Raw genomic sequence first — 25,910 nt, forward strand, 5'->3', positions numbered from 1 at the left:
GCGCACGTCAGCACCGGAGCTTGGAAGTCCGCTTCATCAACCACGGTCACAGTCAGCCGCGACAGAGGTCATTGCCCCGAAAGAGGGGCCGGAAGGGCGTGTCGTAGCACAGCCGGACAGCAACACGAACGGCCAGGTCAGGCGTACCACCGGCAGACCAGCCCCCGCGCACCCGAGACGACCACTGTGCCCTACGCACCACTGAACTCCGGGGGACGCCCCCACGACCCTCTCGCACGGACAGGCAACGCGCCCCGAACCTCCCACCCCTGACACCGTCGGCCGCTGTAACGGCGTGTCCTGGGCGCCATCAACTAGCCCAGGCCAGCGGTGACCGGCTGCTGGGTCACTTGGCGCCGTTCGCCCTGCTGATGGCGGGCGACGTGGAAAGCATCACCGCATGACCTGGTCTTTGCCAGAGCGGCCGACAGGCGGTCCCCGATCGTCGGAACACCCCCGCGTCGGCGGGGAGGACTGGTAGGCCGCCGCCACCTCCTCGCGGGTCAGCGGAACTCCCCCGCGCACGCGGGGGTGTTCCATGGGCCAGCTGGACCCGGACCATTGGCCCTCCTCGCCGACGCGGGGGTGTTCCGCTGGCGGAGCGAACGGAGCTGGGGCGTCGACACCGCGCGCCGGCGCGCCGGGTAAACGTCCTGGCGGGCTCGCGCCGTGGTGGGCATCGCCCTGGCGGCTCCCTGGACGTGCGCCAGGAGTTCGGCTCACAGCTTGAGGGGGCCAGATGTTCTCACGCGATCCGGGCCCCCTACTACGCCGGCAGGTTACGGTGCCGGCTCGTACTCGACGTTCTGCAGCGGGCAGCTGTCGCCCAGTTCGCGCAGGGCTGCCAGCTCGGCTTCGTCCGCGGTCAGGCTCCAGCGGAGTTTGGTGGCCACCCACTCCGCGGCATAGCGGCAGTGTGCGTCAGTAGCGGGCGGCAGCCACTGAGCCGGATCCTGGTCGGCCTTGCTGCGGTTGGAGCGGGCGGTGACCGCGACCAGCGATGCCTCCTGGCCCTGGTCGTTGGCGTACCCCTCGCGGCGCTGCGCATTCCAGGACGACGCCCCACTGTCCCAGGCCTCAGCCAGCGGCACCATGTGGTCGATGTCCAGGCCGGAGTGCGGTGCGCGGTCACCTGGCCGGAACGGGCCGCAACCGGCAACGAGGGCCCCGCCGTCCAGTGGATCGTGAGACTCTCCATGCCCCGACGTCGGGCCGAACGGCGCGGCCTGCGCCTGTGGCACGTCTGGATCGTCCTTCCCTTGGCCTTCGTCACCGCGATCTCCATCGCCGTGTCCGGCATGGCGTTCGACAGCGCCTTCATGGAGGTGATGATCAAGCATCACGAAGGCGCGGTGGCGATGGCCAAGACGGGGAAGACCGAAGGCGCCTTCCCCGGCGCCAAGAAGATGGCCGGCGCCATCATCACCTCGCAGACCGCCGAGATCACCAGGATGAACGGCCTCCTGGCAAGAGCTGATCACTCCGGCAGCGGGGGCCGGCGCGGCCCCGACACACCCCCACTGCCTGTCACGCTCCACCACTTGCATCGATATACCCCCTAGGGGTATATCGTTGTGGTGTGGGACACGGGATCGGGCCACACTGGACGGGAATGGGGATGACGGTCATGGACCACACCGCACACCACACCAGCACCGCTCACGACCACGCCGCACACCAGGCGGCCAGCGGTCACGGCGGGCATGGCGGCGCGTCCTGGGCAACGGCGGCGAAGGCGACACTGCACTGCCTGACCGGATGCGCGATCGGCGAGATCCTCGGCATGGTCATCGGCACCGCCCTGCTGTGGGGCAACGTGCCCACCATGATCCTGGCGATCACTCTGGCATTCGTCTTCGGCTACTCCTTCACCCTGTTCGCCCTCCGCAGGGCGGGCCTTGACTTCAAGAGCGCCGTCAAGGTGGCGCTGGCTGCGGACACCGTCTCCATCGCGATCATGGAACTCGTCGACAACGGCGTCATCGCCCTCAGCGGCGCGATGGACGCCCACCTGTCCGACTCCCTGTTCTGGACCGCGCTACTCGGCGGCTTCGCCGTCGCATTCGTGATCACGACCCCGGTCAACAAGTGGATGATCGGCCGGGGCAAGGGCCACGCCATCGTCCACGCCTACCACTGACCTCTCACACGACGCGCGCCCGGGCGCATTTGCGCTGCAGCGCATCATCCGGCGATGCCCAGCAACCGACCCGGCTCTGGAGTCAGTGCGGCAGGAGGTTCTGCTCGCGCCGGCGGCGACGCCCATAGCGGGTCACACCGCGCGGCTTGAACACCGACAGGGCGGCCGCGGCGAGCAGGACCGGCAGGGCGGCGGCCGCGTCGGCGATCAGCTGGATGCGCATGCCTTCCATCTCGCCGCCCGCGAGTGTGGCCCGGGCCGTCGCGTCAGCAAGGTGTCCGACCGGCTGCATGTGCACCAGCAGAAGCAGCGTGGCCAGCACCGTGATCAGCAGCTTCGCGATGACCCAGTAGTGGCGCAGCAGCCCCCAGACGGTGCCGAGTGACTGGAGAACGCCGGTCAGCAGCGAGGCGATGCTGAGGGGAACGATTACGGACCACCCCACCAGCTCCATCGCCACATAGGCGCCCTGCACCGTCTGGGGTGAGCTGCTGGACAGCCCGGCGACGGCCAGCGCCAGGAAGGCGGCGACCGCGCCCAGCCAGCCAACCGAGGTGGTGACATGGAGGGTCAGTGTCAGCTTGCGCAGCTGTGGCGGGAACGGTCTCACGGTGTGTGCCCGTGCATCCCGCCGCCGGCCAGGTGCACGATCACGAACACCACGACCAGGACGACCGCGACCGCCGCGGACACCTTCACCCAGCGGGGCGCTCCGTCGTCGTCATCGGCATCCGAGCGAGGCGGTGAGCCGGCCATGAGGGCCTCCAAGAGTTCAATCCGGAGCGTCGGCGCCCCGGCCTCGTACCTGTTTACGAGACACAGTGTCTCTCTCGCGGCGGAGTGTATCTAGAGCTGGACGTCCGTATCCTTGGGGGGTGCCCAAGCTGTGGAACGAGACGATCGACGCCCACCGTCACGCCGTGCGCGAGGCCATCCTGGACGCCACCGCCCAGCTGGTGGAAGCGGGCGGCCTGCGGTCGGTGACCATGTCACAGGTCGCCGAGCGGACCGGCATCGGGCGCGCAACGCTCTACAAGTACTTCTCCGACGTCGACGCCGTCCTCCTCGCATGGCACGAACGCCAGATCACCGGACACCTCCAGCACCTGGCAGAAGTCCGCGATCGCGCCGGGACAGCCGGCGAGCGTCTCGAAGCCGTCCTGCGGTCGTACGCGGCCATCGCCCGGCAACGCCACGGCGGCAAACTCGCCGCCTTTCTCCACCAGGGCGAGCACATCACCCACGCCGAACGGCACCTGACGGGCATCGTGGAAGACCTCATCGCCGAGGGCGCGCAAGCAGGCGACCTGCGAAGCGATGTCCCGGCCGCCGAGCTCGCGCAGTACTGCCTCCACGCCCTGACGGCCGCCGCCGGCCTGACCTCCAAAGCCGCCGCGGCCCGCCTCGTCGACGTCACTCTGGACGGACTTCGCTCAATTCCCTGACTCAGGTGAGCGTGACCCCGGGCGCTGGTGCAATCGGCCGCGATCAGACTTCGTTCGGGTGAGGCGTCGCTGCGTGTCCTGAAAGAGCGGCTGCATCTGGTGATCCTCAAGTATGTCGGTCGGTGACACCGAGAGGACTGGGGTCTGCTCATGGGTCCGGACATGCGCACTGGCGAAGGGGCGGATACAGCCAGCTCGCGAAGCCGCACGCTGACAATCGCCGGCGGGCTCATGCTCGGGGGCTTCCTTCTCAATGCCATCTTGACCGCGACGCTCCATCCCTCCGGGGAGGAAGACGACCATCCTGAAATCTTCACCGAGTACGCAGACAGCAGCCCCTGGATCGCCGTTCATCTTGGCCAGTTCATTGGCGTCCTGGTGACGCTGAGCGGCCTGCTGGTGCTGTACCGCGTCCTGCGCGGTGCCAACGGGCCTTCCCTGCTTGCGCAGATCGCGGCCGCAGGAGCCGTGGCGACCGCCGCGATCTGGGCTGTCCTACAGGGGCTGGACGGCGTCGGGCTGAAGCAGGCCGTGGACTCATGGGTCAGCGCGTCGGGCACGGAAAAGGCGATCCGCTTTGCCAACGCCGAGACCGTGCGCTGGCTGGAATGGGGATTCCAGAGCTACTTCCGCATCCTGCTGGGGCTGACCCTCGCCCTCTTCGGGACTGCGATCCTCACCAGTCGCCGGATCACCGGCTGGCTGGGCTGGACGGCCCTTGTTGCGGGTGTGTGCTCTGTGATCGTCGGAGTCGACGTGGGCTACAGCGGCCTGGCCAGTGGGCTCCAAGACGTCCTCGGTATCGCCTTCTTGATTCTCGTCCTGATCTTCGCCGTCGGAGTACTCATCACCGGAGTACGCGAGCACAATCGGCGCGACGGCTGAACCGATCGGTGCGCAGGTAACCGTCCGACAGACGGGCGAAGGCGTTGATCGACGCCTGCAGGTAGCCGCGCTGATGACCGGCGGCCGACCTTCACCGATCCGCGACTGTGCGCGGCGATCGTCGACCGGCTGACCTTCAACGGGGCAATCATCCAGACCGGCACGGACTCCTACCGACTCGCCCACACCAAGGCCCAGGCCAAACGCGCCGCGGTCGACTGACACCCTCTGATGCGTGGGCCCTGAGGAGATATTTGGTTGCTCGCCTGTGGGGGTGGTGGATGCAATGTCGGGCATGGTGACTGAGGTCCGCCCGCCGCGCCGGGATGAGATGGCTGCATACTACCGGGCATTGCCGTTTGCGAACGGGTTGCCGAGCTGGGAGCCTGCGGACGCCGCGTGGCATGGTGGCCCCGAGCCGTGGCCTCCACAGCGCACGCCTGCGAGCGCTGAGCAGCTTGAAAAGTTGGCTGCAGCCGGCTTCGAGGACGGTTCCTTCCATCCGATAGCGACGTTCGTCGACGGCAGGTGTGTCGGCGCGTCGGCGACGATCTCCTTCGAGGTGACGGTCCCTGGCGGGGGAACGGGGAGGATGGCTGGCGTCACTGCTACCGGGGTGATTGCGACGCATCGCCGGCGCGGTTACCTGCGGCAGATGATGCAGGCCATGTTCGAGGCGGCCCTGGAACGAGGCGAGCCGTTGGCGATGCTCAGCGCGAGCGAGGGCAGCATCTACGGGCGGTTCGGGTTTTCGCCTGCGACCTACCGCACCCGGTGGGAGCTGGCGCGTCACGAAGCGGCCCTCGTTCCGGCAGAGCCGGATCCCGGGTCACTGGAGCTGGTCGACGCTGCTCAGGCGAGAACGGCCTGGCCCCGGGTACACGCGGACGTGCGTGCACATCGCGTCGGTGAGCTCAGCCCTCTGCCTGGGCGCTGGGACGGGCTGTCCGACGAAGCAGATGGCACAAACGGACCGCTTCGCTTTCTCGCCCACCGCGACCAGCACGGCGACGTGGACGGCATCGCCAACTTCCGACTGCCGTGGTCCCCGACAGCGGACCGGGCGGGAACGCTCGTGGTGGAAGCCCTGGAGGCGACGAACCCTGTGGCCTACCGTGCTTTGTGGGGACTACTGATCGACTTCGACCTCACCAAGACCGTCGTGGCGCCCGGCCGTCCGCGCGACGAACCCCTGCGATGGATGCTCACGAACCCGCGAGCGATGCGCATCACCCGCCAGACGGACAACCTCTGGGCGCGTCTTCTCGACATCCCCCGAGCTCTGACGCAACGCTCGTACCTCATACCCGGCGAGCTGAAATTCACCATCGACGACGACCAGATGTGCCCGGCAAACAACAGGACATGGCATCTGAAGGCAGACGACGCCGCAGTGACGTGCGTTCCGACCGACGCGACGGCGGACCTGACCATCACACTCCCAGCGCTCAGCTCGCTCTACCTCGGCGGCATGTCGGCGCACCACCTGGCGCATGCGGGGCACATCACTACGCACGCCGAAGGCGCGATCGGACGGCTCGGCCGGATGTTCTGCACCGACCCCGAACCGCACAACTCCTTCGGCTTTTGACAAAACTCGACCCGCCGAGCTTGGGCACGTCGCCCGAACACCGCATGATCCCCGACGGCGTCGGGAGCTGACGAGTGCACACAACGGCGCAGTGACATCAATTCACATCGACATTGATCATGCGCGTGCCCGTCGAGTGACTCCCGAACTCACCCTCGAAATGGCATCCACGGAAAGTGACACAGCCACCGCCCGCAAACGTCACCCAGGCCGACCAGGGGCCGACCGTGGTCCCGGCCTGACCGAACCGCGGCGCGGGCCCGCCGGGGAACGTACTGGCGGGCCCGCGCCGTGGTGGGCGTCGGCCCTGGCTGCTCCCTGAACGTGCGCCAGGAGCTCGGCTCTAAGGGTGGCCGGATGCGCTCACGCGAGATCCGGCCCCCCGACCGTGCGGCAGGTTACGGTGCCGGCTCGTACTCGACGGTTTGCAGCGGGCAGCTGTCGCCCAGTTCGCGCAGGGCTGCCAGCTCGGCTTCGTCCGCGGTCAGGCTCCAGCGGAGTTTGGTGGCCACCCACTCCGCGGCATAGCGGCAGTGTGCGTCAGTAGCGGGCGGCAGCCACTGAGCCGGATCCTGGTCGGCCTTGCTGCGGTTGGAGCGGGCGGTGACCGCGACCAGCGATGCCTCCTGGCCCTGGTCGTTGGCGTACCCCTCGCGGCGCTGCGCGCTCCAGACCGACGCCCCACTGTCCCAGGCCTCAGCCAGGGGCACCATGTGGTCGATGTCCAGGCCCGAGGCCGACGTCACCGAGACACCGTCGTAGTAGGAAAACCAGCGCCCGCCGCTCAGGCGGCAGTTCGGCCCGACCGTCGGCGCCTCGACGGCCTCGTGGATGAGGACCTCGGCGCGAGTGTGGCAGCCGTCGGACGGATCGTCGCCGGCGTTCCAGTGCCGGAAGCTCTCACGGGTGTAGCCGTCACGGGACTCCGTCCCTAAAGGCAGCCGGTCGACCGCCTCAGACAGAGGCAGTGTCTCTGCAGCATGGGCGGGTGAGCAGACGGTGGCGGACAGGACCACGAGGGCGGCGACCAGGCCGCGCAGCACAGCTTGACCATGCGCCAGTGATAGCGGCACAACAAGGGGCGCTATCAGCGCTTTGCTGGATGCGCCGCCCGTGTGAGTGCAATGGTCATACCAGCCGCAGCCCTCCTGCAGCCCCCTCTCGTCAGGTCGCTCGTGACTGGACGTCTCGATGCCGAGCACCCTGCGGGCGGGTTGGGTTCCCCGCGTCACTATGCAGAGTGGGTGCCGTTGAGTGGCACGGCGACGCCCAGGCGCGGCACATATGCCGGGTCTCACCGAGCGAGGACTGTGCGCAGGCGACTCTCTCCTCTTGGTCGGCCGGCTCGCGGGTGGACGCCTCAGACTGGGAACGTGACGTCGGTGAGCTGCTGGGACACGGCCCACAGGCGCTGCTGGAGGGCCGTGTCGTGGGACTTCTTGCTGGAGGCGACCACCTCGGGGTATCCGCGGGTGCCGCCCATGCCGTTGGGGCCGTAGTACTGGCCGCCGGTGACGGCGGGATCGGTGGCCGCCCGCAGGGTGGGCAGCGCTCCCACGGAGGCCGGCTGGCTGAACAGGGGCTGGAGCAGGTCTGCCCCCTTGCGCACCAGGCCGCTCAGGTTCTGCGAGAGTTCGGTGTCCGCCGTGCCGGGATGCGCGGCGGCGGCGATGGTGCTGTGGTACGGGGCGAGGCGGCGCTGGAGTTCGTAGGTGAACATCAGGTTGGCCAGCTTGGCCTGCCCGTAGGCGACAACCCGGTTGTAGGAGCGGTCGAACTGCAGGTCGTCGAAGTGGATGTCGGCCCGGATGCGGTGGCCGACGCTGCTGACGGTGACCACCCGGGAGCCAGGCACGGGCAGCATCAGGTCCAGCAGCAGGCCGGTGAGCGCGAAGTGCCCGAGGTGGTTGACCCCGAACTGCATGTCAAACCCGTCCTCGGTCTTCTGCCGGGGGGTGTACATCACGCCCGCGTTGTTGATGAGCAGGTCGATCTTCGGGTGTGCCGCGCGCAGCTCATCGGCGGCCGCGCGTACCGATTTGAGTGAGGCCAGGTCCAGGCGCTGGAGGCTGAGCTTGGCGCCCGGGGCGCTCTCCCTGATGCCGGCGAGGGCCTCGCGGCCCTTGTCGAGGTTGCGCACGGCGAGGACGACGTGTGCGCCCTGCTCGGCCAGGGCCCGCGCGGTCTCAAGCCCGAGGCCGCTGTTGGCGCCGGTGACGACGGCGACCCTGCCGTCCTGGGCGGGGATGTTCTGTTCGGTCCATCGGTCGGTCGTGCTGGCCATGATGATCAACCTCCATAACGTGAATGATGCTTCATGTTGTATGGTGAAGCATCATTCATCTTTCGTCAAATGGTTCCGGAGGGCCCCATGACCTCACCCCGACCGCTGCGTGCCGACGCGGCCCGCAACCGCGCCCGGATCATGACGGCGGCGCATGAGCAGATCACCGAGCACGGGCCCGAGGTGTCGATGGAGCAGATCGCCGCTGCCGCGGGCGTCGCGGTGGGCACCCTGTACAAGCACTTCCCGAACAAGAACGACCTGGTCACAGCCGTGGTCGCCGCCTCGTTCGAAACACTCGCCGATGACGCCGAAGAGTGCCTGCAACGCCAGAGCCAGGGTTCACCCGCCATGGCGGAGCTCACCGGCTTCCTCAGCCGCGTCATGGACACCGTCGCCCGCAATCGCGCCGTCAAAGCAGCCGCGCACGCGCTCAGCGCCGACCACACCGCCCACCCCGCCATGCGGGACGTGGAGACCCGCGTCACCCAGGCTCTCGGGCCACTCGTCCGCAGCGCACAGGCTCAGGGCGCCCTGCGCACCGACTTCACCCTCGACGACCTGTACCTGATGCTCTCCACCCTCCCCGCCGACCAGCCGCCCACCGCCCGCGCCCGATGGCTCGCCCTCCTACTCACCGGCCTCACCGCACGCTGACCGACCGTGCGACAGGAGTGCACAGCGCTGTGCGCACACGACTCGGAGCCAGCGGGGTGCTGCCCTGCCCATGTATCGGCTGCCCCGGCATCGGCCTTGCCGCGGCAGCCGTACGTTCGAGCGGCGAGGGGTCAGGGGGCGTCGGCGAGCTCTTCGATTTGGTGGGCGAGATGTGAGTCGGGGCGGAAGACCTGGAAGCCCCACTCTTCGACTTCGTTGACCTGGAGGCGGCCGACTGCTTCGCGCAGGGCGAGGGTGGGGCGGTGACGGGGTGTCCGCCGGCGGGAGAAGGGTGTGAGTTGGACGTGGGTGTCCATGGTGACGGCCTGGTGGGCCCAGTGGTCGGCGTCGCGGAGTTCGCCGCGGCCGAGGTGGAACAGGTGGAGGCAGTGGGCGGCGGTGGCGTTGCCGGCGCCGGCCGCGAACTGCCACCACCACTGGGCTCCTTCAGAGGAGTCGGCGAGGCTGAGCAGGCAGGCGAAGTGCAGAGCGCCGTCGATGTAGGCGGGCTCTTCGGCGAATTTCGCCAGGTGCGCGGCAGCGCCGTCGCTGTAGAGGAGCGCTGCGGTGAGGGCCTGGAGGTCTTTGTCGGCGCGGTCGAGCATGGTCGGGAAGCGGCCCTCGGGGGCTAGCCGGGTGCCGAACATGAGGGTGGCTGTGACCTCGCGGACGACTTCCTGCTTCAGCTCGGTGACGTCTTCGTCGGTGAAGTCATCGGGCAGGGCGGCCTGCGCCAGGATGTCTTGGATGCTGCGCGGCACGGTGTTACTCCTTCTCCTCGTCGCCAACCGGGATGTCCAGGCCGAGTTTGCTGGCGATGCGTTCACGGGCCGAACGCCGGTGTCCGCGGACGGTGTCCGGCTTGATGCCCATGATGTTGGCCACTCGCTGCGTGGAGTAGCCAAGGACGTAGTGCAGCACGATCACGTCGTACTGGCGCTCAGGCAGTGCTGCTATCGCGGTGTAGAGACCCAGGGGCGATTCCATGGCCTCCAGTTGCTTGCGCAGGGCCTCCAGCGTGGCCCGGGCCGCTCGCTGCATGGCAGCGGTGCGAACATCTGGCGGAGCGGCGTCGCTGGGGCCGTGTGTGCTGCCGGTGATCCGCAGGTGGAGCTCCACCCGCTGCTTGAGCAGGCGCCAGGCGTAGGCCTCCGGACTCTCCGCTTTCAGGACCACAGTCCAGTTCAGCGCCAGGTGCGAGTAGCAGCGCTGCACCACAGCCCGGGCGGCCTGTTTGTCGCCCAGCATGGTGTGCGCGTAGCGCAGATGAGGCTTGGCGTAGAGGTCGACGAAGGCCTCGAGGGTCGCGGGCATGACGTAGTGGACGCCGTGGAGGCCGTCGAGTCCGGCGACAGTGCTCGGCAGGTCGAACTGCGCCTCGCTCGCGCCGTCGGAGTCTTCGTAGGACGGGAAGTTGCTCATGACCTCAGGCCTCCTGGTCGTGGGGGGCCTGAGGGGCCGGCGCTGGCGTGCGCGCGGTGTTCTGCAGCAGCTCGCTCACTCCGACCCGGACGCCTGCACGGAGCAGCAGTCGCGATGCCTTGCACACATCCGGTGCGAAAACACGCAGTGCGGTGATGCCCACCAGCACGGCGCTCACATCGTCAACGGTCACTGGGGTCCTGCTCTTTCGGTCTGCGGGCAGCACCAACTCCCCCTCCCCGTAGGGTCGGTGGTGCTGGAGGACACCGCTGTCCTCAGTCGCAGGATTTCGGATCAGGTGCCCTGAAGGCGCATGTCACGAGCGATCAAATTTTGACCTAAAGTGATCACGTGGATACGTTCAGACATAAACTACCGCCTGCGTCGCCACCCGGACACGCTAAGTGATCAGGGAAAACGCTTCCTGGTGGCCCTCGAAAGCCGCCTGCGGCACACCCCGGAACGCCCACTTCCCCTTCGAATGTGTGGCGCAGATCACGGCGCTTGAGGTTTGATCGGCTCATGCCATCACCTCAGCCGCAGCAACGGCCTTCACACGGGCTCAGCTGCGCGGTGGGGCATCGGGCACCACCGGAGCAGGGTGCAGCCGGCGGGCTCCCCTGCGCGTGCGCTGCTGCGAGGGCGCTCATAGCCTCGTGTTGCTCGGGTAGCCGCGGAGGTCTGCCATGCCCCGGAACATCTGGAGCGGCGCGATCAGTTTGGGGTCACTTCTCCGAACCAGCTGGCTCGTTGCACCGCTCTGTTCTGAAAGCCAACAGCGGGAATCACCTCATGCGGCTTCGTCAGAACGGGAGGCAGGACCGCGCATTCGAAGGCACCTTGCCGCCGGGGCGGCTGGACAGGCCGGTGATGGTAGGCGGGCGTGTTCAGGGAGCCTCTTCGTTGGCTATGGCCTGCCAGTACGCAGCGCATTCCCGGATGGCGCGGGTGTCAGGGTGGTCCGGTCCCAGGGCGCGGAGGCAGTCTTCCAGCAGCTGAGTAATTGCGATCGCTGCCGCGTCAGCGTCGCCTGCCATGCCTTGGTAGTAGGCGAGGTGGCCTCGTGCGGAGAGGGTGTGGGGGTGGTCCGGGCCCAGGAGGCGCATAAGCCCGGCTGCCAGTTCTGCTGTGGCGGCCGCAGCGCCTTCTGGGTCGCCAGCCTTGGCCCGGGACGACGCCAGCTGGTCCCAGGCTGTGACTGAGTCGGGATGGTCGGGCCCCAGTACCCGCACGCGAGCCGTCAGCAGCTTCTTCCACGCTGTTGCGGCGCCGGAGTGATCTCCGGCTTCTTCACGCCAGTGGGCGAGGACGCCCATCGTCGTGAGGGTGTCGGGGTGGTCCGGGCCGAGCACGCGCAACAGGTCTGTGAGGTTCTGCTCGTACAAGGGGATGGCGCGGCTTAGGTCTCCCGCCTCCCAGTAGACGCCGGCGAGGTTGTTGCGGGAGGTCAGGGTGTCGGGGTGGTCGCCGCCCAGCACCCGCAACCGGTCGGCCAGGATCTGTTCGTGCAGGGGGATGGCGCGAGCCGGATCCCCCGCTTCCTGGTAGGCGAGTGCGAGGTTGTTGCGGGTGGTCAGGGTGTCGGGGTGGTCTGCGCCCAGCACGCGCAACTGGTCTGTGAGGTTCTGCTCGCTCAGGCGGATCGCGCGGCTTAGGTCTCCCGCCTCCCGATAGGTGCCGGCGAGGTTGTGGCGGGACCTCAGGGTGTGGGGGTGGTCTGCGCCCAGCACCCGCAACCGGTCAGCCAGGATCTTCTCGTGCAAGGGGATGGCGCGGCCTAGGTCTCCCGCATCTCGATAGGCGCCGGCGAGGTTGCTGCGGGTGGTCAGGGTGTGGGGGTGTTCGTCGCCCAGCACCCGCAACCGGTCGGCCAGGATCTGCTCGTGCAGGGGGATGGCGCGAGCCGGATCCCCCGCTTCCTGGTAGGCGAGTGCGAGGTTGTTGCGGGAGGTCAGGGTGTCGGGGTGGTCTGCGCCCTGCACCCGCAACCCGTCGGCCAGGATCTGCTCGTGCAAGGGGATGGCGCGGGCCGGATCCCCCGCTTCCTGGTAGGCGAGTGCGAGGTTGCTGCGGGTGGCCAGGGTGTCGGGGTGGTCTGCGCCCTGCACCCGCAACCGGTCGGCAAGGATCTCCTCGCTCAGGGGGATGGCGCGGGCCAGGTCCCCCGCTTCCTGGTAGGCGAGTGCGAGGTTGCTGCGGGTGGCCAGGGTGCTGGGGTGGTCTGCGCCCAGCAGGCGCTCCAAGGCGGTGAGAGCACGTTGGAGGCGTTTGATCCCGGGGGCGGGCGAGCCTTGATTGGTTAGGAAGCAGCCAGCGTTACTGAGGAGGCTGGCGGTTGTGATGGTGTCCGTCTCGGTGCGGTCGGCGAGGGCGTCGATGTGGGGGAGCAGGCTTCGCCAGGTGGGCCAGGTGGCGGGGTCCCCCCGGGTGGAGGGTAGGGCGTTGGCCAGGTTGGAGGTGGCGTGCGTGCGTGCGTAGTCGATGTGGGTGTGTGTGCGGTGGGGGTTGTCGGGGGCGGGGGTACGGGTGACTGCCTGGACGAGTCGGTGGATAGACAGGGTGTTGGTGGCGGGGTCGGGGGTGATGACGTTGTAGGCGGTCAGCAGCCCGATTGCCTGGTTGAGTGTGGCCGGGTCCATATCAGGCAAGTTGAGCAGGGTGGTAGGGATGTTTTCGGGGGCGTACCAGGCCAGGGTGCGCAGGAGGTCGGCGGCTGCGGGTTGGCGGGTGGTGATCTGGTCCAGGGTGATGTCCCAGATCCGGGTGATGGTGCGCTCGGTCGGGGTGGTGGCCCCGCCCTGGCTGAACATGGCCGCCGGGTGCTGGGCGAACAAGTCCAGGTAGGCGCGGGGCGTGGTGAGGGGGTTCTGGGCGAGGTAGGCGGCCACTTGGTCGATCGCGAGGGGCAGGTAGCCCAGTACGGCGCACAGCGCGGCGGCCCCGTCCAGGTCGCGGGGGCCTGCTGCGGTAGTGATGCGGCTGAACAGGGCGAGGGACTCGGCCTCGTCCAGGACATCCAGGCGGACCACATTGGTGGCCTGGCTCCAGGCGGTGGCGAGGCGGCTGGTGATCAGGAACCGGCCGCCGGGGGCCCGTGCGATCACGTGAGCGATGTCGGTGGGATCGTTGACGTTGTCGAGGATGAGCAGCCAGCCGTTGTGGCTGGCCAGCCATTGCAGCCCCCACTCGGCGAGTTCCTTGACGGGCAGGGCCTTGGCCAGGGCGGGCTGCAGGGCGGTAGTCAGGCTGGCCAGGCCTTGTTGGACGTCGGCGGGGCTGTCGGCGGTAATCCAGCGCACCGGTGTACATCCGTGAGGGCGGGTGGCGGCCCAGTGCGCGGCCAGGGTGCTCTTGCCGACGCCGCCGAGCCCGTGCACCACCTGCACCAGCGCCGTACCAGGGGTGTTCCGGGCGGTGTCGAGGCGGTCGAGGTCGCGGGAGCGGCCGATGAAGTGCCCCGGCTGGTGTGGCAGGTTGTTCAGGCCAGCGGGGGCGTCCACCTCGGCGGGCGGTCGCATGGCCTCGGGCGGAAGGTGCACGGTGGGGCTGTAGATGCCAGTATTGGCGAACCCGCCGTGGGTGACTGTTGCGTTCCCGCTGTTGATCACAGTAGGCCCGGTACCTGAGGCCCCGGGTACTGCAGCGGACAGAGTGTCGCGGGGATCCGGCTGGTGGCCATTGCCCACCGCCGCCTCCGGAGGCTCGGGGCCCTTGCCGGAGTCGCGCCTGCCCCCCGGCCATCGAACCATGCCAGCTCCTTGGCTCGCCTCGCTCAGTTGCGGCGGCGGGTAGTCATTCGTTGACGATGCCGCTGACGGCGCTGGAGCCGGTCCCCTCGGCGTGTGCATCGCCGGTGTTCACTGCTGTCGCGGGGCCGGCCTTCCTGCCGCCCGTGCGTTTGACACCGGTGAGCGCGCTGCCGCCTTCGCGGGCGGCAGCTTTCCCTGTTCCGATAGCCACATCACCGGTCGAAGCGGCGACGAACGACTGCATCTCCCGCAGCTGCTCAGCTGCCTGTTCCCGGCCGAGGGCATCGAGGTTCTCCAGCAGCGCCTCGAACCTCCCCTGCCACACGCCTTCCTGCCGCAGCCGTTCACTGCGAATGTCCTTCGCGCTGTTCAGGACCTCGGACGTGTGGTCCAGGCGCTCGAGCTCGGCGTCTGCCTGGGCGGCGTCGTCGTGGGCAAAAAGATCTCCAACCCGTCTTCGCAGGCCGTTCCACGCATCAGTCCCTGCGGCCTGGACCACTGCGGTGCCACCAGCCAGTGCCAGGGCCGTCAACGATTCGACCAGCATGTGATCACCGCTCTCCGTAGATGGGCCAGGTCCTGGTCTCTCATCTCGGGCGGCCGGGCATGTTCACCAGCCCACATATCCAGCGAAGCCCACATCGTCCGATGCTGCAAACGCGTTGATTACAGCAGTGAGCCGGAACCGCCCAGTCATGATGAGGCGATCATGGTGAGGCTGGCCGTGGCATCGGCATCCCCAGCAGGATCGGCCCGGCCGACGCAGCCGAGTCGATTTGGCTGATCTTGGATTCCGCCCCGGCGAGGCTGACGCGGAGCCCCTCAATCTCGCCGAGCCAGCCTTCCTGCTCTGCCTCGGCGATCCGGTCCACGAGGTTGTCGCGGATCTCCACCAGTCGGCCGCGCTGGGCCGGGTCGGGGCGCAGGAGGGAGCAGCGGACGCAGGCGTGCTCGTGGATGCAGGCCGTGCCATAGGCGCGGGCGCAGGTGCCGACGGAGAGCTTGCGGCGTTCGAAGTGGCCCAGGACTCGGCGTCGGTCGGGGTCCGATACTCCTCGGCCGGCCTGAGGGTGCGGCGGCGGGCGATGAAGGAGCGGTGGGCCTCGATGGTGCCGGTGGGGTAGATCCCGTTGTAGCCCATGGTGGTGTTGATGTTGGCGTGGCCAGCGATCACCTCGGCGATGTGGGGCGGCGGGCCGGTGCGGATAGCGTCGGTGATGAACATCCGGCGGAAGTCCTGCGGGGTGAAGTGCAGTGGTTGCCCGGTGGCGTCGGTTAGCCCCATGAAGGCGACGGTCTCCTTGAGGACCTGGCGGATGGTCTGGGAGTTGAGGGTGGAGGGCTCGCCGCCGCGGTCGTACTGGAAGAGCAGGGGCGCGGGTGGGTTCCATTGGCGTTCTTCGGCGTCGTAGCGGGTGACCAGGGGGATCAGGCCGGTCTTGGGGTCGCGGACGCGGCGGATGATCGTGGCCAGGACGTCGGCGAGCTCGGGGCTGACGAGCAGGACGCGTTCGACGTCGGTCTTGGAGGGGGCGATCTGCAGGAGGGGACGATCTCGCCGGTGGTGGGCAGCCGGTATTGGATCATCGCGTGGTGGCCGATCTCCAGCATCTCCTCCACGCGGGCGCCGGTGTGGCGCAGGAACTCAACCGTCGCCCAGGCCCAGAATGCGCGGTGCTCGACTCGGTCGAGGTGGACGAGCCGCCCTTGCGCGTCGCGGGCCGCGTTCGCGCCCCGGGGTGTAGGGGGCGCCATCGAGGACGAAGTGGCCGCCGGGCGGGGTGGCGCGGGCGAGGGCCAGGTGGGCCGCGCGCAGGCGGTGGTGGTCGGCGGCGGCCCGGGCGAACGTCTCGAGCACGGGCAGGCGCTCGCGGGTGCGCTGGTCCACGCGCGCTTTGGTCCAGGTGACGCGCTTGCGGTCGGCGGTCTCGGCCGCCTTGATCGGGCAGGGCGCCACCCATGGGCCCCAGCGGGCGGGTTCCTCGGTCGCCCAGCGTGCGATGTCCAGGTAGAAGGCGCGTACGGCGATGGAGATCATCACGCGGTCGGCGCGTTCCACGACGGTCTCCTCGATGGAGCCGTCAGGGCGTCGGCGCCGCTGGACGCGGGTGCGCAGGCGGTTCCTTCCAGGCGGTGGCGACGTCGGCCGGCAGGTGGAGGGTGTCGAGGCCGGGGTGGTGGCGTTCGATGTCGGACCAGAAGTTCCGCGTCAGGTGCCGGGCGAGGTTGTCCAAGGTGGCGTAGTCCAGGCGGGGGCGGCGTTCTTCCAGGTAGTCGATGAGCAGGGCCCGGATCCCCGAGGCAACGACGGGTGGCGGTCGACGAGCTGGGCGCAGGTGAGCTGGCCGGTGACCTTGTCGAGGAACCGCAGGGTGGTCGGGGCGTCGCCCGGCAGATGTCCCAGCTCGCGCAGCCAGGCGTAGTAGAGGGTGCCGCCGGCGTTGACGCCGTGGGCGGTGCGGCGCCGTTCGGTGTCGTACTCGATCACGTCGCCGACGGTGATGTCCGCCAGGCCGCCGCCCTTGGCGACCATGATCCGGGTCAGCGCACGGCGGGCCCGGCCACCGCCCGCGGACGCCCACCGCTCGACACCGACCATCCCCTTCAGGCGGGTGAAGCCCTCGGGGTCGCGGCATTCCTCGATCAGCGTGCGCAGTTGCTCCACCGCTCGACACGCATTGGGTGGTGATGGCTGAAATGGCAAAGCGTCATAGAGATAGCGCCGAACTCAGCCTGTCGGCGGCAGAGCGGGACCGACCCCCGTCTGCTTCGCGCTGAGGTGGCGAGGCGACCGCCGTGATCAATTGAGCCCCGCCCGACTCCACGCGACCCGGGCTAGGCCGAGGACTGTACGAAACTCAGGGCATCTCAACGCGCCGTGGCCGCGCGCTCGGCCCGTTCATCGGGGCCGTGCGTTGTGTTGGGCGCGGCGGCCCATCTGTTCCCAGAACTGTCGGAGCTCCCTGCGGCTCACGCCGTGTTGCCATGGGGCCTTCGGACGCAAGAAGGAACGGGAGCGGGACAGGAGGGTGGACTGGGCGCGGCAGAAGGCCTCGCCGAGTTCCACCCGGTGGCCGTCAAGGCCCTTGGGCGGGTACGGGCACAGTTCGAAGGCGCAGTCGTCGCGGCAGTTGGAGCCCGCCTGGGAGGACGTCGTGCGGACGACAGCGCGGCCCGGGTCGAGAGGGGAGCGGCCACGGGCGAGGCAGGGCGGCAGGACGGGCCGGGCGGTGTGCTGGAGGCGCCGGAGGCGATCCTTGGGCCAGTCGCCCCGTTCGGCAAGATTGAGCAGGAGGAGCACATCGGCGAGAAGCTGCTGGGCGCGCGGGTGCAGGGCACTCCATCCCGTGGAGGGCGGGATCCATAGGTTGTGCTTGCGCACCTCGCCTTGAGCCGTCTGGGAGCCGACGTGGGCGGCAACACCGGACTCATCGATCCAAAGAAATCTTTCGGGCTGCCGAGTCTCCATGGCCCAGACGCACAGTTCCGCGGCCGCCGTCACGAACGGGTGCTCCGGCTCGCCGCCCGGCTGTGCAAGCCACTGACGGACCTGTTCCGCAGGGTCGGCCTCGTGGCTGCGAGAGGGACGCGTCACGGTGACTCCGTCCGGAAGGTCCCAAAGCGTCAGCGCGTGCAGCAGTGTGATGCGGGTAAACCAGAACCGTGTGCGCTTGAGCATGTCCCAGGCTTGCTCCCGCAGGTATTCGCGGGCCTCGGGACGCGCGTGCGGGTGGCGTTGGCGGCGGTTCGCCGCGAATTTGAAACCCTGGGCCAGCGCTACCTCCACGCTGAGATCGAGTGCCGGCCCATCCGTAGCATCTGCGGACAGGCCCACACACCGCACCCAGCTCTCCAGGAACTCGTACGGCGTGTCCTGGTGCCGGTGAGTGGTGACCGATCCCACGAGCAGAGGAATCAGCCATGCGCACATGATGTTTTCCCGCGCCGCCTGCTCCTGCGCCTCCCGGTCGTTCCGTTCTCGTCTCCGTTCCTCCTGCCGCTGCTCCTCTCGCTCCCTCAACTCCCTGTTCCACCGTGCCACGTTGCTCTCGCCGCGCCGATGCGGCTTGATCTCCTGCTTACCCGCGATGTCGGGGCCCTGCTTGACCCGCAGGTTTTCCCTCCAGTCGGGGTCCTGCTTGACCCACAGGTTTTCCCTCCAGTCGGGTTCACGGTTGACCCGCTGGTCCTCAGGAGCCTGGGGGCCGGGCAGGCTAGGGTGCAGTGCAGCGAAGGCTCGGTCTCCGCCGGCGCCGATCTCGTGAGCGATAGCCACCCGAATGCGGTATGAGGGTTCGATACGTGCGATGTCGAACAGGTCCAGGTAGGCGGGCTCGTCGAGGGTCCGCTGCTGTGCGACCCAGCGCATGGCCTCGCCGAACCGGTCCACAAGCAAGGCCTTCGCAACCCGAAGGGTATGCGGATCACGTGCACGCAGATCTTGCCAGGATGTGAACAAACCCCAGGTGATCCGCTTCTGCTGCGGCTTGGCGTCGAGGCTGTCGATCTCCAGGGCGGCCGCGTACAGCTCCAGAGCCTTGCTGTGTGAGGTGCGGTCGGCAAGAGGACTGGTCTCTGGCGTCTCGTCGTCACTGACGTCCACGACAGTCTGTGCCCTGCAGGCGGCCTGCCACAGGAGGTCCCGCGCGGTGCTCACCGGGCACCAGGGGTCCCGATCGGAGTCGGCACCCTCCGCGCCCGCAGCACTTACCTCCTCATGGACGCATGCGCCCTCTGGCGTACGGGAGTACAGCACCATTGCCATCAGCAGTTCCCGCCCCGGTTTCTCCAGCGCCGCCGGGAAGAAAAAGCCGGGCTTCGATTCCGACAGGACGTCCGGATGGATCACCGCATTGAGGAACCGGGCCCCCAGGTGGGCCTGAATTACGCTGTGCTGGAAGCGGACATGGTTCCCGCTGACTTCGACCAGCCCCATCCGCCCGCCCCAGTGGGCGGCGAGCCTGATATCAATCCCGCTGTCCCGTACTCTGCGACCCAGTGCCCGGGCGATCTCGGGAAAGGACGGTTTCCGGTTCTTCTCGCCCACAACGTGGGTGAATGCCACCTCCGAGGTGTCCAGCCCGAGGCCCGCGCACGCCAGCGCCGACAGGTAGTGGATCGTTGCCTGGCGCTCCTCTTGGGCTAGCGGCAACTCGGGCTGGAAGCGGCCGTGAACGAGGGCGCTGATCCAGGTGTCGAGCAAGTGGAGTCTGAGGGCCGTCCGGTCGCCGCCCCGCGTCTCCACCGCCTCTTCTTCAGAGGGGCCGGTGAGGGCGCGTTCCAGGAGTCCGACGTCGTGGAGCTCGGCGGCGATCTGAAGATAGGTGGGGGCCTGCGCAATGCCGGCCTTGTCAACGATCCAGTCCAGCCTCTGACGGTCCTCCCCGCTGCTGCCTGAGGAGATGTATCTGAGGGCGGCCTCCTCGCTCAGCGGCTCCAACTCGGTGAGTGAGGCCTCCATGCCCCGTAGCGAGGCGTGCGGCCGAGAGGTAATGATCAGCGGAAGTGCCTCGTCGTTGGCGCGACGGATGGCCAGCCTGATGATGGTGTCGCGCTGCTCCTGCTCGCCGGTTAGCGCCTCCTCCAGCCCATCCGCGAGGAGGACGATCCGCCCCTGCTGGCACAGTCGCCGCCACACCTTCTCCGCCTCGGCGCTGGAACGGACATGGCCCTGCACCTCCCGGCGGAAGCGTTCGAAGGCCATTTGGCGGAAGTCCAGGTCCTTCTTGGCGTCGCGCAGCCGTAGCGGCACGGGCATCGCACCATGTTCCGCGAGCCGCTGCGTCAGCAACACCAAAAGCGCTGTCTTGCCAGTGCCGACGCCGCCGACGACGACGTGCGTACGGCGAAAACGGCGGTCCCGCAGGTCCTCCATAAGGATGGAGCAGAGCTGGTCGCGGCCGACCACCCTGCCGAAGATGCCGCCCGCAGTCTCCACGAGCTCGTGGGGCGCCTGCCGTGCCCTCCTCAGATAGACCCTGCGTACAAGGCTGAACCGGAAGAACAGATAGGCAACGGTAGCCAGGGCGAGGGTGAGGAACGGCATGAACAGGGACAAGAGGACGCTGCAGCCGAACCTGCTCCTTTCGCACTGCGTGTCGAGCCACGTGATCGGCGACTTGAAGCCCTTTTCCTGCGCCAGGGTGACAACGGCCGTGACGGCCAAGAACAGCAAGACCAGCGCGCCCAGGAACGTCAGCACCAGCAGCGCCACATACCCGCCGCTCTTGCGGACACGCCAGACCCTGCTGCGGTCGTAGCCCTGACGCATCAGCCTGCGCCTGCGGAGCGTGCGTCGGACATCGATCACCCTGCGGATCCCACGCCCTAGTATCTGCGGCAGGCGTCCTTTCTCTTGCCGCGGAATCGGACCCTCGGAAGCATGCGTACCCTGGTTCACCCTGTAAGTGATTCCCTGCCTGTGCGGCTTTGGCGTCGGACCGAGGCCCATTCACCCGCGCGGAGCCACCCGCAGGGGGCTGTATGTCGGGAGCAGTCGTGCCTGTCGTCCGGCGGTCCCTCGTGCGGTCGGCTGCCCTCTTCGGACCCCGCACCCGCATCGAGGCCAACAGCCACGGCTGGTCGTTGAACCAGCCGGACCACCAGTGCCGTCAGAGGCAGGGGATGCCGCTGATTCCGCAATCAGCCGAGTGCCTGGCCACGCACCCGGCGGTTCGTACGGAGGGGCGTCTTCAGTACACCGGCCGCACCACCACCCCCGCCTACGCCGCCAGCAGCACACTCGCCGGCCTCCTCGCTCCAGCCCGGCCCGGGCACCCGTGGACGGGCTGGTCGTTCTCCGCCGGATGGGGCACCGGAGAGACGCTGAGCGTCACACTCGTGCGTCCCGAGCTCGTGGTCGAGGCCAGCGTCGGCGTCTCCCGCGACACCGCCGGCCGGTGGCGCCACCTCTGGCTCGGGTGTTGGTGCTAATCCACGCTTCCAACTCCGCGCAGTCCCGGCTCCTCACCCGGATGACCGGGGGCTCTGGGCGGTTCGGTCCGCCACGTCGGCGGCGTAGGCGGCCCAGTCTCCGCCACCGGCCCGCTGCCAGTGAACGGCCACGGTGGTGTGGATGCGCAGCCGCGGGCGAGGATCGTCGATGGGCAGGCGTGGCTGTGCCGGTCCTCGGCGCTCCGTAACTGTGGTGCGCCAGCATCCCCCACGACCTGGTCGCCGCCTTCGCCTCCTCGCAAGCCCCGGTGCCCCGCCGCATGCTGCCGCCACGTGACAAGGGGGCGTCCGTGAGGACGCCCCCTTGCGCGTACTGCCTCAGATCGTGAAGGGCCGCTGCCGGATGAACCGGTTGTTGGTCCGGCCGGTCACGAAGAAGTTCGGGCTCTGGTTGGCCGGCATCTGCTTGAGGATCTCGCGGTGGAACGCCTTGTACCCGCCCGCGAACTTTCCGCCGTTCCAGACCTGGAGCAACGTCGCGGTGAACAGGCCATTGCGCAGACCGTCGGCTGCGAGCTGGTTGTCCTGACAGGCCGAAATGAGCAGGGCCGTTGCGCCGAGGTCACGGTTGTCCTTGGCATTCAGCTTGCGCTGAATCGCGTCATAGCGCACCTTGTCCCGTTCGTACACCTCGTGCTGCTTGTCCAGAGGCATGATCCTGGACGTCGTCTCAACCTCGCTGGGATCAGTCGTCTGGAACTGCTCTTCGAGAGCCTCCGGGGTGAGGACTTCACGCACTGCCCTGATGCCAGAACCACTGTGGCAGCAGTCAAGGAGGCAGAAGATCCGGACGCCCTCGGCGAATCCCTCAAACTCCCGGTAGAGCTCGTCGTCGATGTACTCCCGGTCGTAGAGACACAAGGTCTCGTCGAGTCGGTCCGGCTCGTCCTCGGGTCCGTTGAGATCCGGGATCTGTCCGCCGTGACCCGAGTAGGTGAAGAAGAACAGGTCGCCAGCCGTGAGGGTCTGTGCGGCCTTCCGCAACTCCTGGGTGACGTTGTCGACCGTGGCGTCCGCGGTGAGCAGCGTCGTACGGTCCTGGATCCCGGCCTTGTTGGCGAGCTGATCCATGTCGCGTGCGTCATTCTCGCAGGCAATGAGCTTGCCGTCCCAGCCGTTGTATTCGTTGGGGTCGACGCGGTTGAGCCCAAGGTGGAGTGAGATACCGCGAGCCATGAGGGCTTCCTTCCTTGCCGTGGAGGTGGGGGTGTCACGAGGTAAGCGCAGGTCCCATCGAGGCCGTCTGCGTTGGAAGACTGTTCGTACCTGATCCCCGATCTTGAGACTAAGCACCCCAATGGGGGCAAGCAGATTGATTGGGCTATCCGGGTGAAGCTGGCATATAAGGATCACGCCGCGCGGTAGCAAGAAGGGCATGACGCCTTCGCCTGATCCACCACCAGGTACCGAAACCATGACCCGCGCGTCCCTGACGAATCGCAAGGGCTATGACGAGCGGTTCCTTGGCCCGGTGGTACCGCTGCCCGTGCCTACCGACCCGGCCATCGAGACCGTGGTGCTGCCGTACACCCACTTCAGCGTGGTGTTCCGTCCAGACCGGCGGCTGGCCGCATCAACAGCGGTCATGATCGACGGCTTGAATCTTGTCGACGCCGAACGTGACGACGATTGGCGGTTTGACCCGCGTCTCGACGACAGCCATCAGACGGGTCACCCGGTCTACAAGAACAACCCGCTGGACAAGGGGCACCTCGTTCGCCGACTCGACCCGGTCTGGGGTACAAGCAGCGAAGCAGAAGCGGCCAACAGCGACACATTCCATTACACGAACGCCGCTCCGCAGATGGACATCTTTAACCAGGGCAAGAAGCTCTGGCTGGGACTTGAGGACTTCCTGCTGGACCACGCCGAGGGGTTCGACCGCAAGTTGTCCGTGTTCACCGGGCCGGTGCTTGTGGACTCCGACCCGCCGTACCGGAGTATCAAAGTGCCCCTGCGCTACTGGAAGGTCGCTGCGTTCATGCAGGACGGTGAACTCGCATCCACCGCCTACATCCTCGATCAGAGCCCCGACCTGACCCGTGATGCAGCCGCACGAGCTCTGGCTGAGGCGGCAAGAGCTGGAGATCCGCCGCCGCTAGGCGCATTCCGCACCTTCCAGGTGCCCGTGGCGGACGTCGCAGAGGCAGCCGGCTTGGACCTGGGTCCACTTCCGGCTGCTGACCGGCTTCCTCCGCGGATGCGTGCCGAAAAGCGGTGGACTCAGCTGGAACGGTTCGAGGACATCGTCGTCTAACGAGCTCGTGCACGGTAGGCAGGGAAACGTCGAGGATGGCGGTAGGGCTCGGTGTTCACGTCTTTCGTGGCGACGTCGGGTCTGCGGCCGGTGATGGGTCAGCAGGTCGGCGACGGCGTGAACAGTGTCGCCGATGTGCTCGTGGCGGCCGAGACAGCAGGCCAACGCTTGTCGGTTCTTCAGGTGGGCGATGCCGTGTTCGACCCGGATACGGCGCGAGGAATGCGCCTTGCGCTGCCGCTCATACATGTCCGCGTACCAGGCGGGGGCACTCTTCTTAAACTTGTGATTGGTGGCGTGATCACCGTCCCCAGGTCTAGGCACCCAGGCCCTGGCAGCCGGCATCGGCGGCTACACCCCAGCCAGCCGCGTCACCAACCTCTCCGAACAGCACACCTAGCTGACGGGCTGAGCGGCGCGGCCGGGGCAGCGGCGCCGTCATGGCAGTCTCGTGACGCCGACCTGTAGATGGAAGTGGTTCTGATGGGCCGCCGCGAGGCCCGGGTCCTTGTGGTCCGGATAGACCACGAAGCCGCCCTCGCCCAGTTCCGGCATGGGCCACTTGTTCTGCGGGCCGATGCCGTTGCCCTCGCACTCGAAGGTGCCGAACCGGAAGACCGTCGTGAACAGCCCGTATCCGAGTGGATCGGCCGACGGGCTGATGCGGACCTTGACCCCAGCCGGCCGCGGCAGCTCGCCCCAGTGCTTCAGCACCGACCGAGTGAACCCGGCCCCGTCGACCTCGCCCTTGATCGCCGAGAGGTCGATCGCCCGGCCCTGGTTGTGACAGTCCTTCGGGTTGGGCCCGCCGTGTCCGATGCCCAGGTGGAGGAGTTCGGCGATGTCCGGCGCCGAGGAGTTGGTCCAGCGGGTCAGCCGGTACAGGGCGACAAGCATGCGCTGGTCGAGGTTGTCGATGACGGTCGACGCCGGGGCGATCTGGTTGGTGTAGCGGATGCCGTCGAAGGCCGGCGGGCTCACCACCACGCGCTGGTCGGGCTTCGGTGACACGATCCCGCTTGGCCCGTCGACGAACGGCGGGCTCTTGAGGGTCAGCTTGCCGCGCCGTATCAGGTCGGCCATCAGCCCGTTGGCCTGGGCGAGGGTGAGCAGCCGGGCCGGTGCCACGCCTCCGGAGGGCGTGGGGGTGAAGCGGAAGGAGAGGTCGAGGGGCCCGCTGTCGTCCACTTGGTCGGTGTCGAGGTCGAAGCGCTGGTACTGTCCGCCGCTGAAGAAGTACGCGTACCTCCCGCCCGTATACGTCACGGCGTCCAGGTTCGCCGGGAACACGCCGGTCCAGCGGTTCGCGATCTTGACGGGGTAGCCAGGGTCGACCCGGTCGGCGGCGATGTCGTAGCGCACGTACGCGTCGCCCTTGAAGAGGTACAGCTTGCCGTTGCCCCAGTTCACGGCAGCGTCGATGCCGTTGCGCCAGTCGGGCCCGCCGCTGGCGCCGGTCGGCAGGCCGGGCCACTGGGGGCCGATCGCCAGCGGGTAGCCGGGGTCGACCTGGTTGGAAGGGCCGTCGTAGCGCAGATAGTCGCCGCCGGTAAAGGCGTACGCCTTGCCCACGCCCCACCACACGAACGCGTCGGGCGAGCGGGGCAGTCCGTGCCAGTCGCCGATGCCGAGCCCGGAGTCCTCCTGGAGGCCGGTGGCGGAGTCGTATACGGCGTAGGTGTCGTCGTCGTAGAAAAGATAAGTTCTGTCGTTCGACCAGGAGATCGCCGATCGCAGCTTGGCCATAGCTCCGCTCCTTCTCGTCACGGTGGCGGGCCGCCGCTCGGGCGGCCCGCCCTCGTCCTTTCCTCACAGAACGCCGGTCCACCGGCAGCCTGTTGTCGGTGCGCAGCTCCAGCCGCGTCCGTACCCGCGCACGAGCGGCGGGGGGTCGGCCGGCAGGGAGCCGAAGGGGCCCTTCGGCCCCTGGTACACCAGGAACTCAGGCATGCCCGGGGGTCGGGCTATGACGACGATGCGATGCGGCAGGTAGTGCTCCCGCCGGTCGACCGCCGGTGCCAGTTTCGGCAGATCGAGTCGCATGGTGCTTCCTCGGATCGGGCGGGGCCGGGCCGGTCACGGGTCCGCGGCGCCGGTCCCGCCGATGACTCGGGACTCAGAACGGCAGGATGTCGCCGAGCAGGCTGCCGAGGATGCCGCTGGCCTGGGCACCGCCGGTGGCGTCGCAACCCTCGGGGCGTCGGCCGCGCTCGATGGGGGCGGACTGCTGGGGCAGCTCGAGCCGGAGCTGTCCGGGTGCGGACCGACGGGGCGGGCCGCTGCCGGAGTCCTTGGTCTCGTTCTCGTTGAACATGGTGCTTTCCCTTCCTTTCGTCTCCTGCCCCGGGGCGTGTGGCCCTCAGAACGGCAGGATGTCGCCGAGCAGGCTGCCGAGGAAGCCGCTGGCCTGGGCACCGCCGGTGGCGTCGCAACCCTCGGGGCGTCGGCCGCGCTCGATGGGGGCGGACTGCTGGGGCAGCTCGAGCCGGAGCTGTCCGGGTGCGGACCGACGGGGCGGGCCGCTGC

Annotated in this window: 23 protein-coding genes and 4 pseudogenes; 9 read left to right on the plus strand and 18 right to left on the minus strand. The window is 68.2% G+C overall.

What is annotated here, in order from left to right; all coding sequences use genetic code 11:
* Nucleotides 1-779: 779 nt before the first annotated feature.
* Nucleotides 780-1,115: pseudogene (locus tag ABFX81_RS41175) on the minus strand (HNH endonuclease family protein); the annotation flags it as partial.
* A 177-nt stretch (nt 1,116-1,292) separates the two neighbouring features.
* Here ABFX81_RS41175 and ABFX81_RS42345 point away from each other — a divergent pair.
* Both ABFX81_RS42345 and ABFX81_RS41185 read left to right on the plus strand, forming a co-directional pair.
* Nucleotides 1,293-1,472, plus strand: a pseudogene (locus ABFX81_RS42345) (DUF305 domain-containing protein); the annotation flags it as partial.
* A gap of 155 nt (nt 1,473-1,627) precedes the next feature.
* Nucleotides 1,628-2,140, plus strand: coding sequence for a DUF4396 domain-containing protein (locus tag ABFX81_RS41185; RefSeq protein WP_086843001.1), 513 nt, complete (start codon nt 1,628-1,630; stop codon nt 2,138-2,140).
* Nucleotides 2,141-2,222: 82 nt separating this feature from the next.
* Here ABFX81_RS41185 and ABFX81_RS41190 read toward each other — a convergent pair whose 3' ends face one another.
* Together ABFX81_RS41190 and ABFX81_RS41195 are read right to left on the minus strand one after the other, a co-directional pair.
* Nucleotides 2,223-2,750 (minus strand): hypothetical protein, encoded by a 528-nt coding sequence (locus tag ABFX81_RS41190; protein ID WP_086842982.1) that lies wholly within the window; start codon nt 2,748-2,750, stop codon nt 2,223-2,225.
* A complete protein-coding gene (locus ABFX81_RS41195) occupies nt 2,747-2,896 on the minus strand; it encodes a hypothetical protein (RefSeq protein WP_306971789.1) in 150 nt (49 codons plus the stop codon). The genes ABFX81_RS41190 and ABFX81_RS41195 overlap by 4 nt, the downstream gene beginning before the upstream one ends.
* Nucleotides 2,897-3,015: 119 nt before the next feature.
* Between ABFX81_RS41195 and ABFX81_RS41200 the strand changes: the two genes are divergently transcribed.
* The 4 genes and pseudogenes from ABFX81_RS41200 to ABFX81_RS41215 all read left to right on the plus strand — a co-directional run bounded on the left by ABFX81_RS41200 (nt 3,016) and on the right by ABFX81_RS41215 (nt 6,061).
* Nucleotides 3,016-3,585 carry a TetR family transcriptional regulator gene (locus ABFX81_RS41200; protein ID WP_086842984.1) on the plus strand — a complete coding sequence of 190 codons (570 nt, stop codon included), beginning with the start codon at nt 3,016-3,018 and terminating at the stop codon, nt 3,583-3,585.
* A 162-nt stretch (nt 3,586-3,747) separates the two neighbouring features.
* A complete protein-coding gene (locus ABFX81_RS41205) occupies nt 3,748-4,470 on the plus strand; it encodes a hypothetical protein (protein WP_346139636.1) in 723 nt (240 codons plus the stop codon).
* A gap of 87 nt (nt 4,471-4,557) precedes the next feature.
* Nucleotides 4,558-4,692: pseudogene (locus tag ABFX81_RS41210) on the plus strand (ATP-binding protein); the annotation flags it as partial.
* Nucleotides 4,693-4,765: 73 nt separating this feature from the next.
* Nucleotides 4,766-6,061: a GNAT family N-acetyltransferase gene (locus ABFX81_RS41215; protein ID WP_346139638.1), complete on the plus strand. Its 1,296-nt coding sequence runs from the start codon at nt 4,766-4,768 to the stop codon at nt 6,059-6,061.
* 398 nt (nt 6,062-6,459) lie between these two features.
* Here the strand turns inward: ABFX81_RS41215 and ABFX81_RS41220 are convergent, their stop codons facing one another.
* Both ABFX81_RS41220 and ABFX81_RS41225 read right to left on the minus strand, forming a co-directional pair.
* Entirely contained in the window at nt 6,460-7,104 is a 645-nt protein-coding gene (locus ABFX81_RS41220) for an HNH endonuclease family protein (protein WP_346139640.1), read from the minus strand.
* A 317-nt stretch (nt 7,105-7,421) separates the two neighbouring features.
* On the minus strand, nt 7,422-8,345 hold the full coding sequence (locus ABFX81_RS41225; protein ID WP_086842988.1) for an oxidoreductase: 924 nt from the start codon (nt 8,343-8,345) through the stop codon (nt 7,422-7,424).
* 87 nt (nt 8,346-8,432) lie between these two features.
* On the opposite strand from ABFX81_RS41225, the gene ABFX81_RS41230 reads away from it, so the two are divergent.
* The gene (locus tag ABFX81_RS41230) at nt 8,433-9,002 is read left to right on the plus strand and encodes a TetR family transcriptional regulator (RefSeq protein ID WP_086842990.1); all 570 of its coding nucleotides are present in this window, start codon (nt 8,433-8,435) and stop codon (nt 9,000-9,002) included.
* Nucleotides 9,003-9,133: 131 nt separating this feature from the next.
* Here the strand turns inward: ABFX81_RS41230 and ABFX81_RS41235 are convergent, their stop codons facing one another.
* The 9 genes and pseudogenes from ABFX81_RS41235 to ABFX81_RS41270 all read right to left on the minus strand — a co-directional run bounded on the left by ABFX81_RS41235 (nt 9,134) and on the right by ABFX81_RS41270 (nt 20,444).
* Complete coding sequence (locus ABFX81_RS41235) at nt 9,134-9,763, minus strand: hypothetical protein (protein ID WP_086842992.1); 630 nt, start codon at nt 9,761-9,763, stop codon at nt 9,134-9,136.
* Nucleotides 9,764-9,767: 4 nt separating this feature from the next.
* On the minus strand, nt 9,768-10,424 hold the full coding sequence (locus tag ABFX81_RS41240) for an RNA polymerase sigma factor (protein ID WP_346139642.1): 657 nt from the start codon (nt 10,422-10,424) through the stop codon (nt 9,768-9,770).
* Nucleotides 10,425-11,311: 887 nt separating this feature from the next.
* Complete coding sequence (locus ABFX81_RS41245) at nt 11,312-13,963, minus strand: tetratricopeptide repeat protein (RefSeq protein ID WP_346139643.1); 2,652 nt, start codon at nt 13,961-13,963, stop codon at nt 11,312-11,314.
* Nucleotides 13,964-14,216: 253 nt separating this feature from the next.
* Nucleotides 14,217-14,720 carry a hypothetical protein gene (locus tag ABFX81_RS41250; protein WP_086852965.1) on the minus strand — a complete coding sequence of 168 codons (504 nt, stop codon included), beginning with the start codon at nt 14,718-14,720 and terminating at the stop codon, nt 14,217-14,219.
* A 160-nt stretch (nt 14,721-14,880) separates the two neighbouring features.
* The gene (locus ABFX81_RS41255; RefSeq protein WP_346139644.1) at nt 14,881-15,066 is read right to left on the minus strand and encodes a hypothetical protein; all 186 of its coding nucleotides are present in this window, start codon (nt 15,064-15,066) and stop codon (nt 14,881-14,883) included.
* A gap of 296 nt (nt 15,067-15,362) precedes the next feature.
* Nucleotides 15,363-15,752 (minus strand): annotated as a pseudogene (locus ABFX81_RS42350) (site-specific integrase); the annotation flags it as partial.
* 66 nt (nt 15,753-15,818) lie between these two features.
* Complete coding sequence (locus ABFX81_RS41260; RefSeq protein WP_086852970.1) at nt 15,819-16,232, minus strand: hypothetical protein; 414 nt, start codon at nt 16,230-16,232, stop codon at nt 15,819-15,821.
* A gap of 150 nt (nt 16,233-16,382) precedes the next feature.
* Complete coding sequence (locus tag ABFX81_RS41265) at nt 16,383-16,838, minus strand: hypothetical protein (RefSeq protein ID WP_086852973.1); 456 nt, start codon at nt 16,836-16,838, stop codon at nt 16,383-16,385.
* Between the two features lie 234 nt (nt 16,839-17,072).
* Nucleotides 17,073-20,444, minus strand: a complete 3,372-nt coding sequence (locus tag ABFX81_RS41270; protein ID WP_346139645.1) for an NACHT domain-containing protein — start codon at nt 20,442-20,444, stop codon at nt 17,073-17,075.
* Nucleotides 20,445-20,671: 227 nt separating this feature from the next.
* Here ABFX81_RS41270 and ABFX81_RS41275 point away from each other — a divergent pair, with 227 nt between their 5' ends.
* Entirely contained in the window at nt 20,672-21,106 is a 435-nt protein-coding gene (locus tag ABFX81_RS41275) for a hypothetical protein (protein ID WP_346139646.1), read from the plus strand.
* A 339-nt stretch (nt 21,107-21,445) separates the two neighbouring features.
* Here ABFX81_RS41275 and ABFX81_RS41280 read toward each other — a convergent pair whose 3' ends face one another.
* Nucleotides 21,446-22,303, minus strand: a complete 858-nt coding sequence (locus ABFX81_RS41280; protein ID WP_086852975.1) for a caspase family protein — start codon at nt 22,301-22,303, stop codon at nt 21,446-21,448.
* A 238-nt stretch (nt 22,304-22,541) separates the two neighbouring features.
* Here ABFX81_RS41280 and ABFX81_RS41285 point away from each other — a divergent pair, with 238 nt between their 5' ends.
* Nucleotides 22,542-23,384 carry a DNA/RNA non-specific endonuclease gene (locus ABFX81_RS41285; RefSeq protein WP_346139647.1) on the plus strand — a complete coding sequence of 281 codons (843 nt, stop codon included), beginning with the start codon at nt 22,542-22,544 and terminating at the stop codon, nt 23,382-23,384.
* 438 nt (nt 23,385-23,822) lie between these two features.
* Here the strand turns inward: ABFX81_RS41285 and ABFX81_RS41290 are convergent, their stop codons facing one another.
* The 3 genes from ABFX81_RS41290 to ABFX81_RS41300 all read right to left on the minus strand — a co-directional run bounded on the left by ABFX81_RS41290 (nt 23,823) and on the right by ABFX81_RS41300 (nt 25,698).
* Nucleotides 23,823-25,130: a hemopexin repeat-containing protein gene (locus ABFX81_RS41290; protein ID WP_346139648.1), complete on the minus strand. Its 1,308-nt coding sequence runs from the start codon at nt 25,128-25,130 to the stop codon at nt 23,823-23,825.
* 63 nt (nt 25,131-25,193) lie between these two features.
* On the minus strand, nt 25,194-25,427 hold the full coding sequence (locus tag ABFX81_RS41295; protein WP_086852979.1) for a hypothetical protein: 234 nt from the start codon (nt 25,425-25,427) through the stop codon (nt 25,194-25,196).
* 73 nt (nt 25,428-25,500) lie between these two features.
* Nucleotides 25,501-25,698, minus strand: coding sequence for a hypothetical protein (locus ABFX81_RS41300; RefSeq protein WP_346139649.1), 198 nt, complete (start codon nt 25,696-25,698; stop codon nt 25,501-25,503).
* Between the last annotated feature and the right edge of the window lie 212 nt (nt 25,699-25,910).

The sequence above is a fragment of the Streptomyces coeruleofuscus genome, assembly GCF_039532725.1.
In the GTDB taxonomy this organism is placed as follows: Bacteria; Actinomycetota; Actinomycetes; order Streptomycetales; family Streptomycetaceae; genus Streptomyces; species Streptomyces coeruleofuscus.

Coding starts and splice junctions, on each gene's coding strand:
- ABFX81_RS41185 (WP_086843001.1), top strand. CDS start 1,628: ATGGACCACACCGCACACCACACCAGCACCGCTCACGACCACGCCGCA.
- ABFX81_RS41195 (WP_306971789.1), bottom strand. CDS start 2,896: ATGGCCGGCTCACCGCCTCGCTCGGATGCCGATGACGACGACGGAGCG.
- ABFX81_RS41205 (WP_346139636.1), top strand. CDS start 3,748: ATGCGCACTGGCGAAGGGGCGGATACAGCCAGCTCGCGAAGCCGCACG.
- ABFX81_RS41215 (WP_346139638.1), top strand. CDS start 4,766: ATGGTGACTGAGGTCCGCCCGCCGCGCCGGGATGAGATGGCTGCATAC.
- ABFX81_RS41225 (WP_086842988.1), bottom strand. CDS start 8,345: ATGGCCAGCACGACCGACCGATGGACCGAACAGAACATCCCCGCCCAG.
- ABFX81_RS41230 (WP_086842990.1), top strand. CDS start 8,433: ATGACCTCACCCCGACCGCTGCGTGCCGACGCGGCCCGCAACCGCGCC.
- ABFX81_RS41240 (WP_346139642.1), bottom strand. CDS start 10,424: ATGAGCAACTTCCCGTCCTACGAAGACTCCGACGGCGCGAGCGAGGCG.
- ABFX81_RS41250 (WP_086852965.1), bottom strand. CDS start 14,720: ATGCTGGTCGAATCGTTGACGGCCCTGGCACTGGCTGGTGGCACCGCA.
- ABFX81_RS41270 (WP_346139645.1), bottom strand. CDS start 20,444: ATGCGTCAGGGCTACGACCGCAGCAGGGTCTGGCGTGTCCGCAAGAGC.
- ABFX81_RS41280 (WP_086852975.1), bottom strand. CDS start 22,303: ATGGCTCGCGGTATCTCACTCCACCTTGGGCTCAACCGCGTCGACCCC.
- ABFX81_RS41285 (WP_346139647.1), top strand. CDS start 22,542: ATGACCCGCGCGTCCCTGACGAATCGCAAGGGCTATGACGAGCGGTTC.
- ABFX81_RS41290 (WP_346139648.1), bottom strand. CDS start 25,130: ATGGCCAAGCTGCGATCGGCGATCTCCTGGTCGAACGACAGAACTTAT.
- ABFX81_RS41295 (WP_086852979.1), bottom strand. CDS start 25,427: ATGCGACTCGATCTGCCGAAACTGGCACCGGCGGTCGACCGGCGGGAG.
- ABFX81_RS41300 (WP_346139649.1), bottom strand. CDS start 25,698: ATGTTCAACGAGAACGAGACCAAGGACTCCGGCAGCGGCCCGCCCCGT.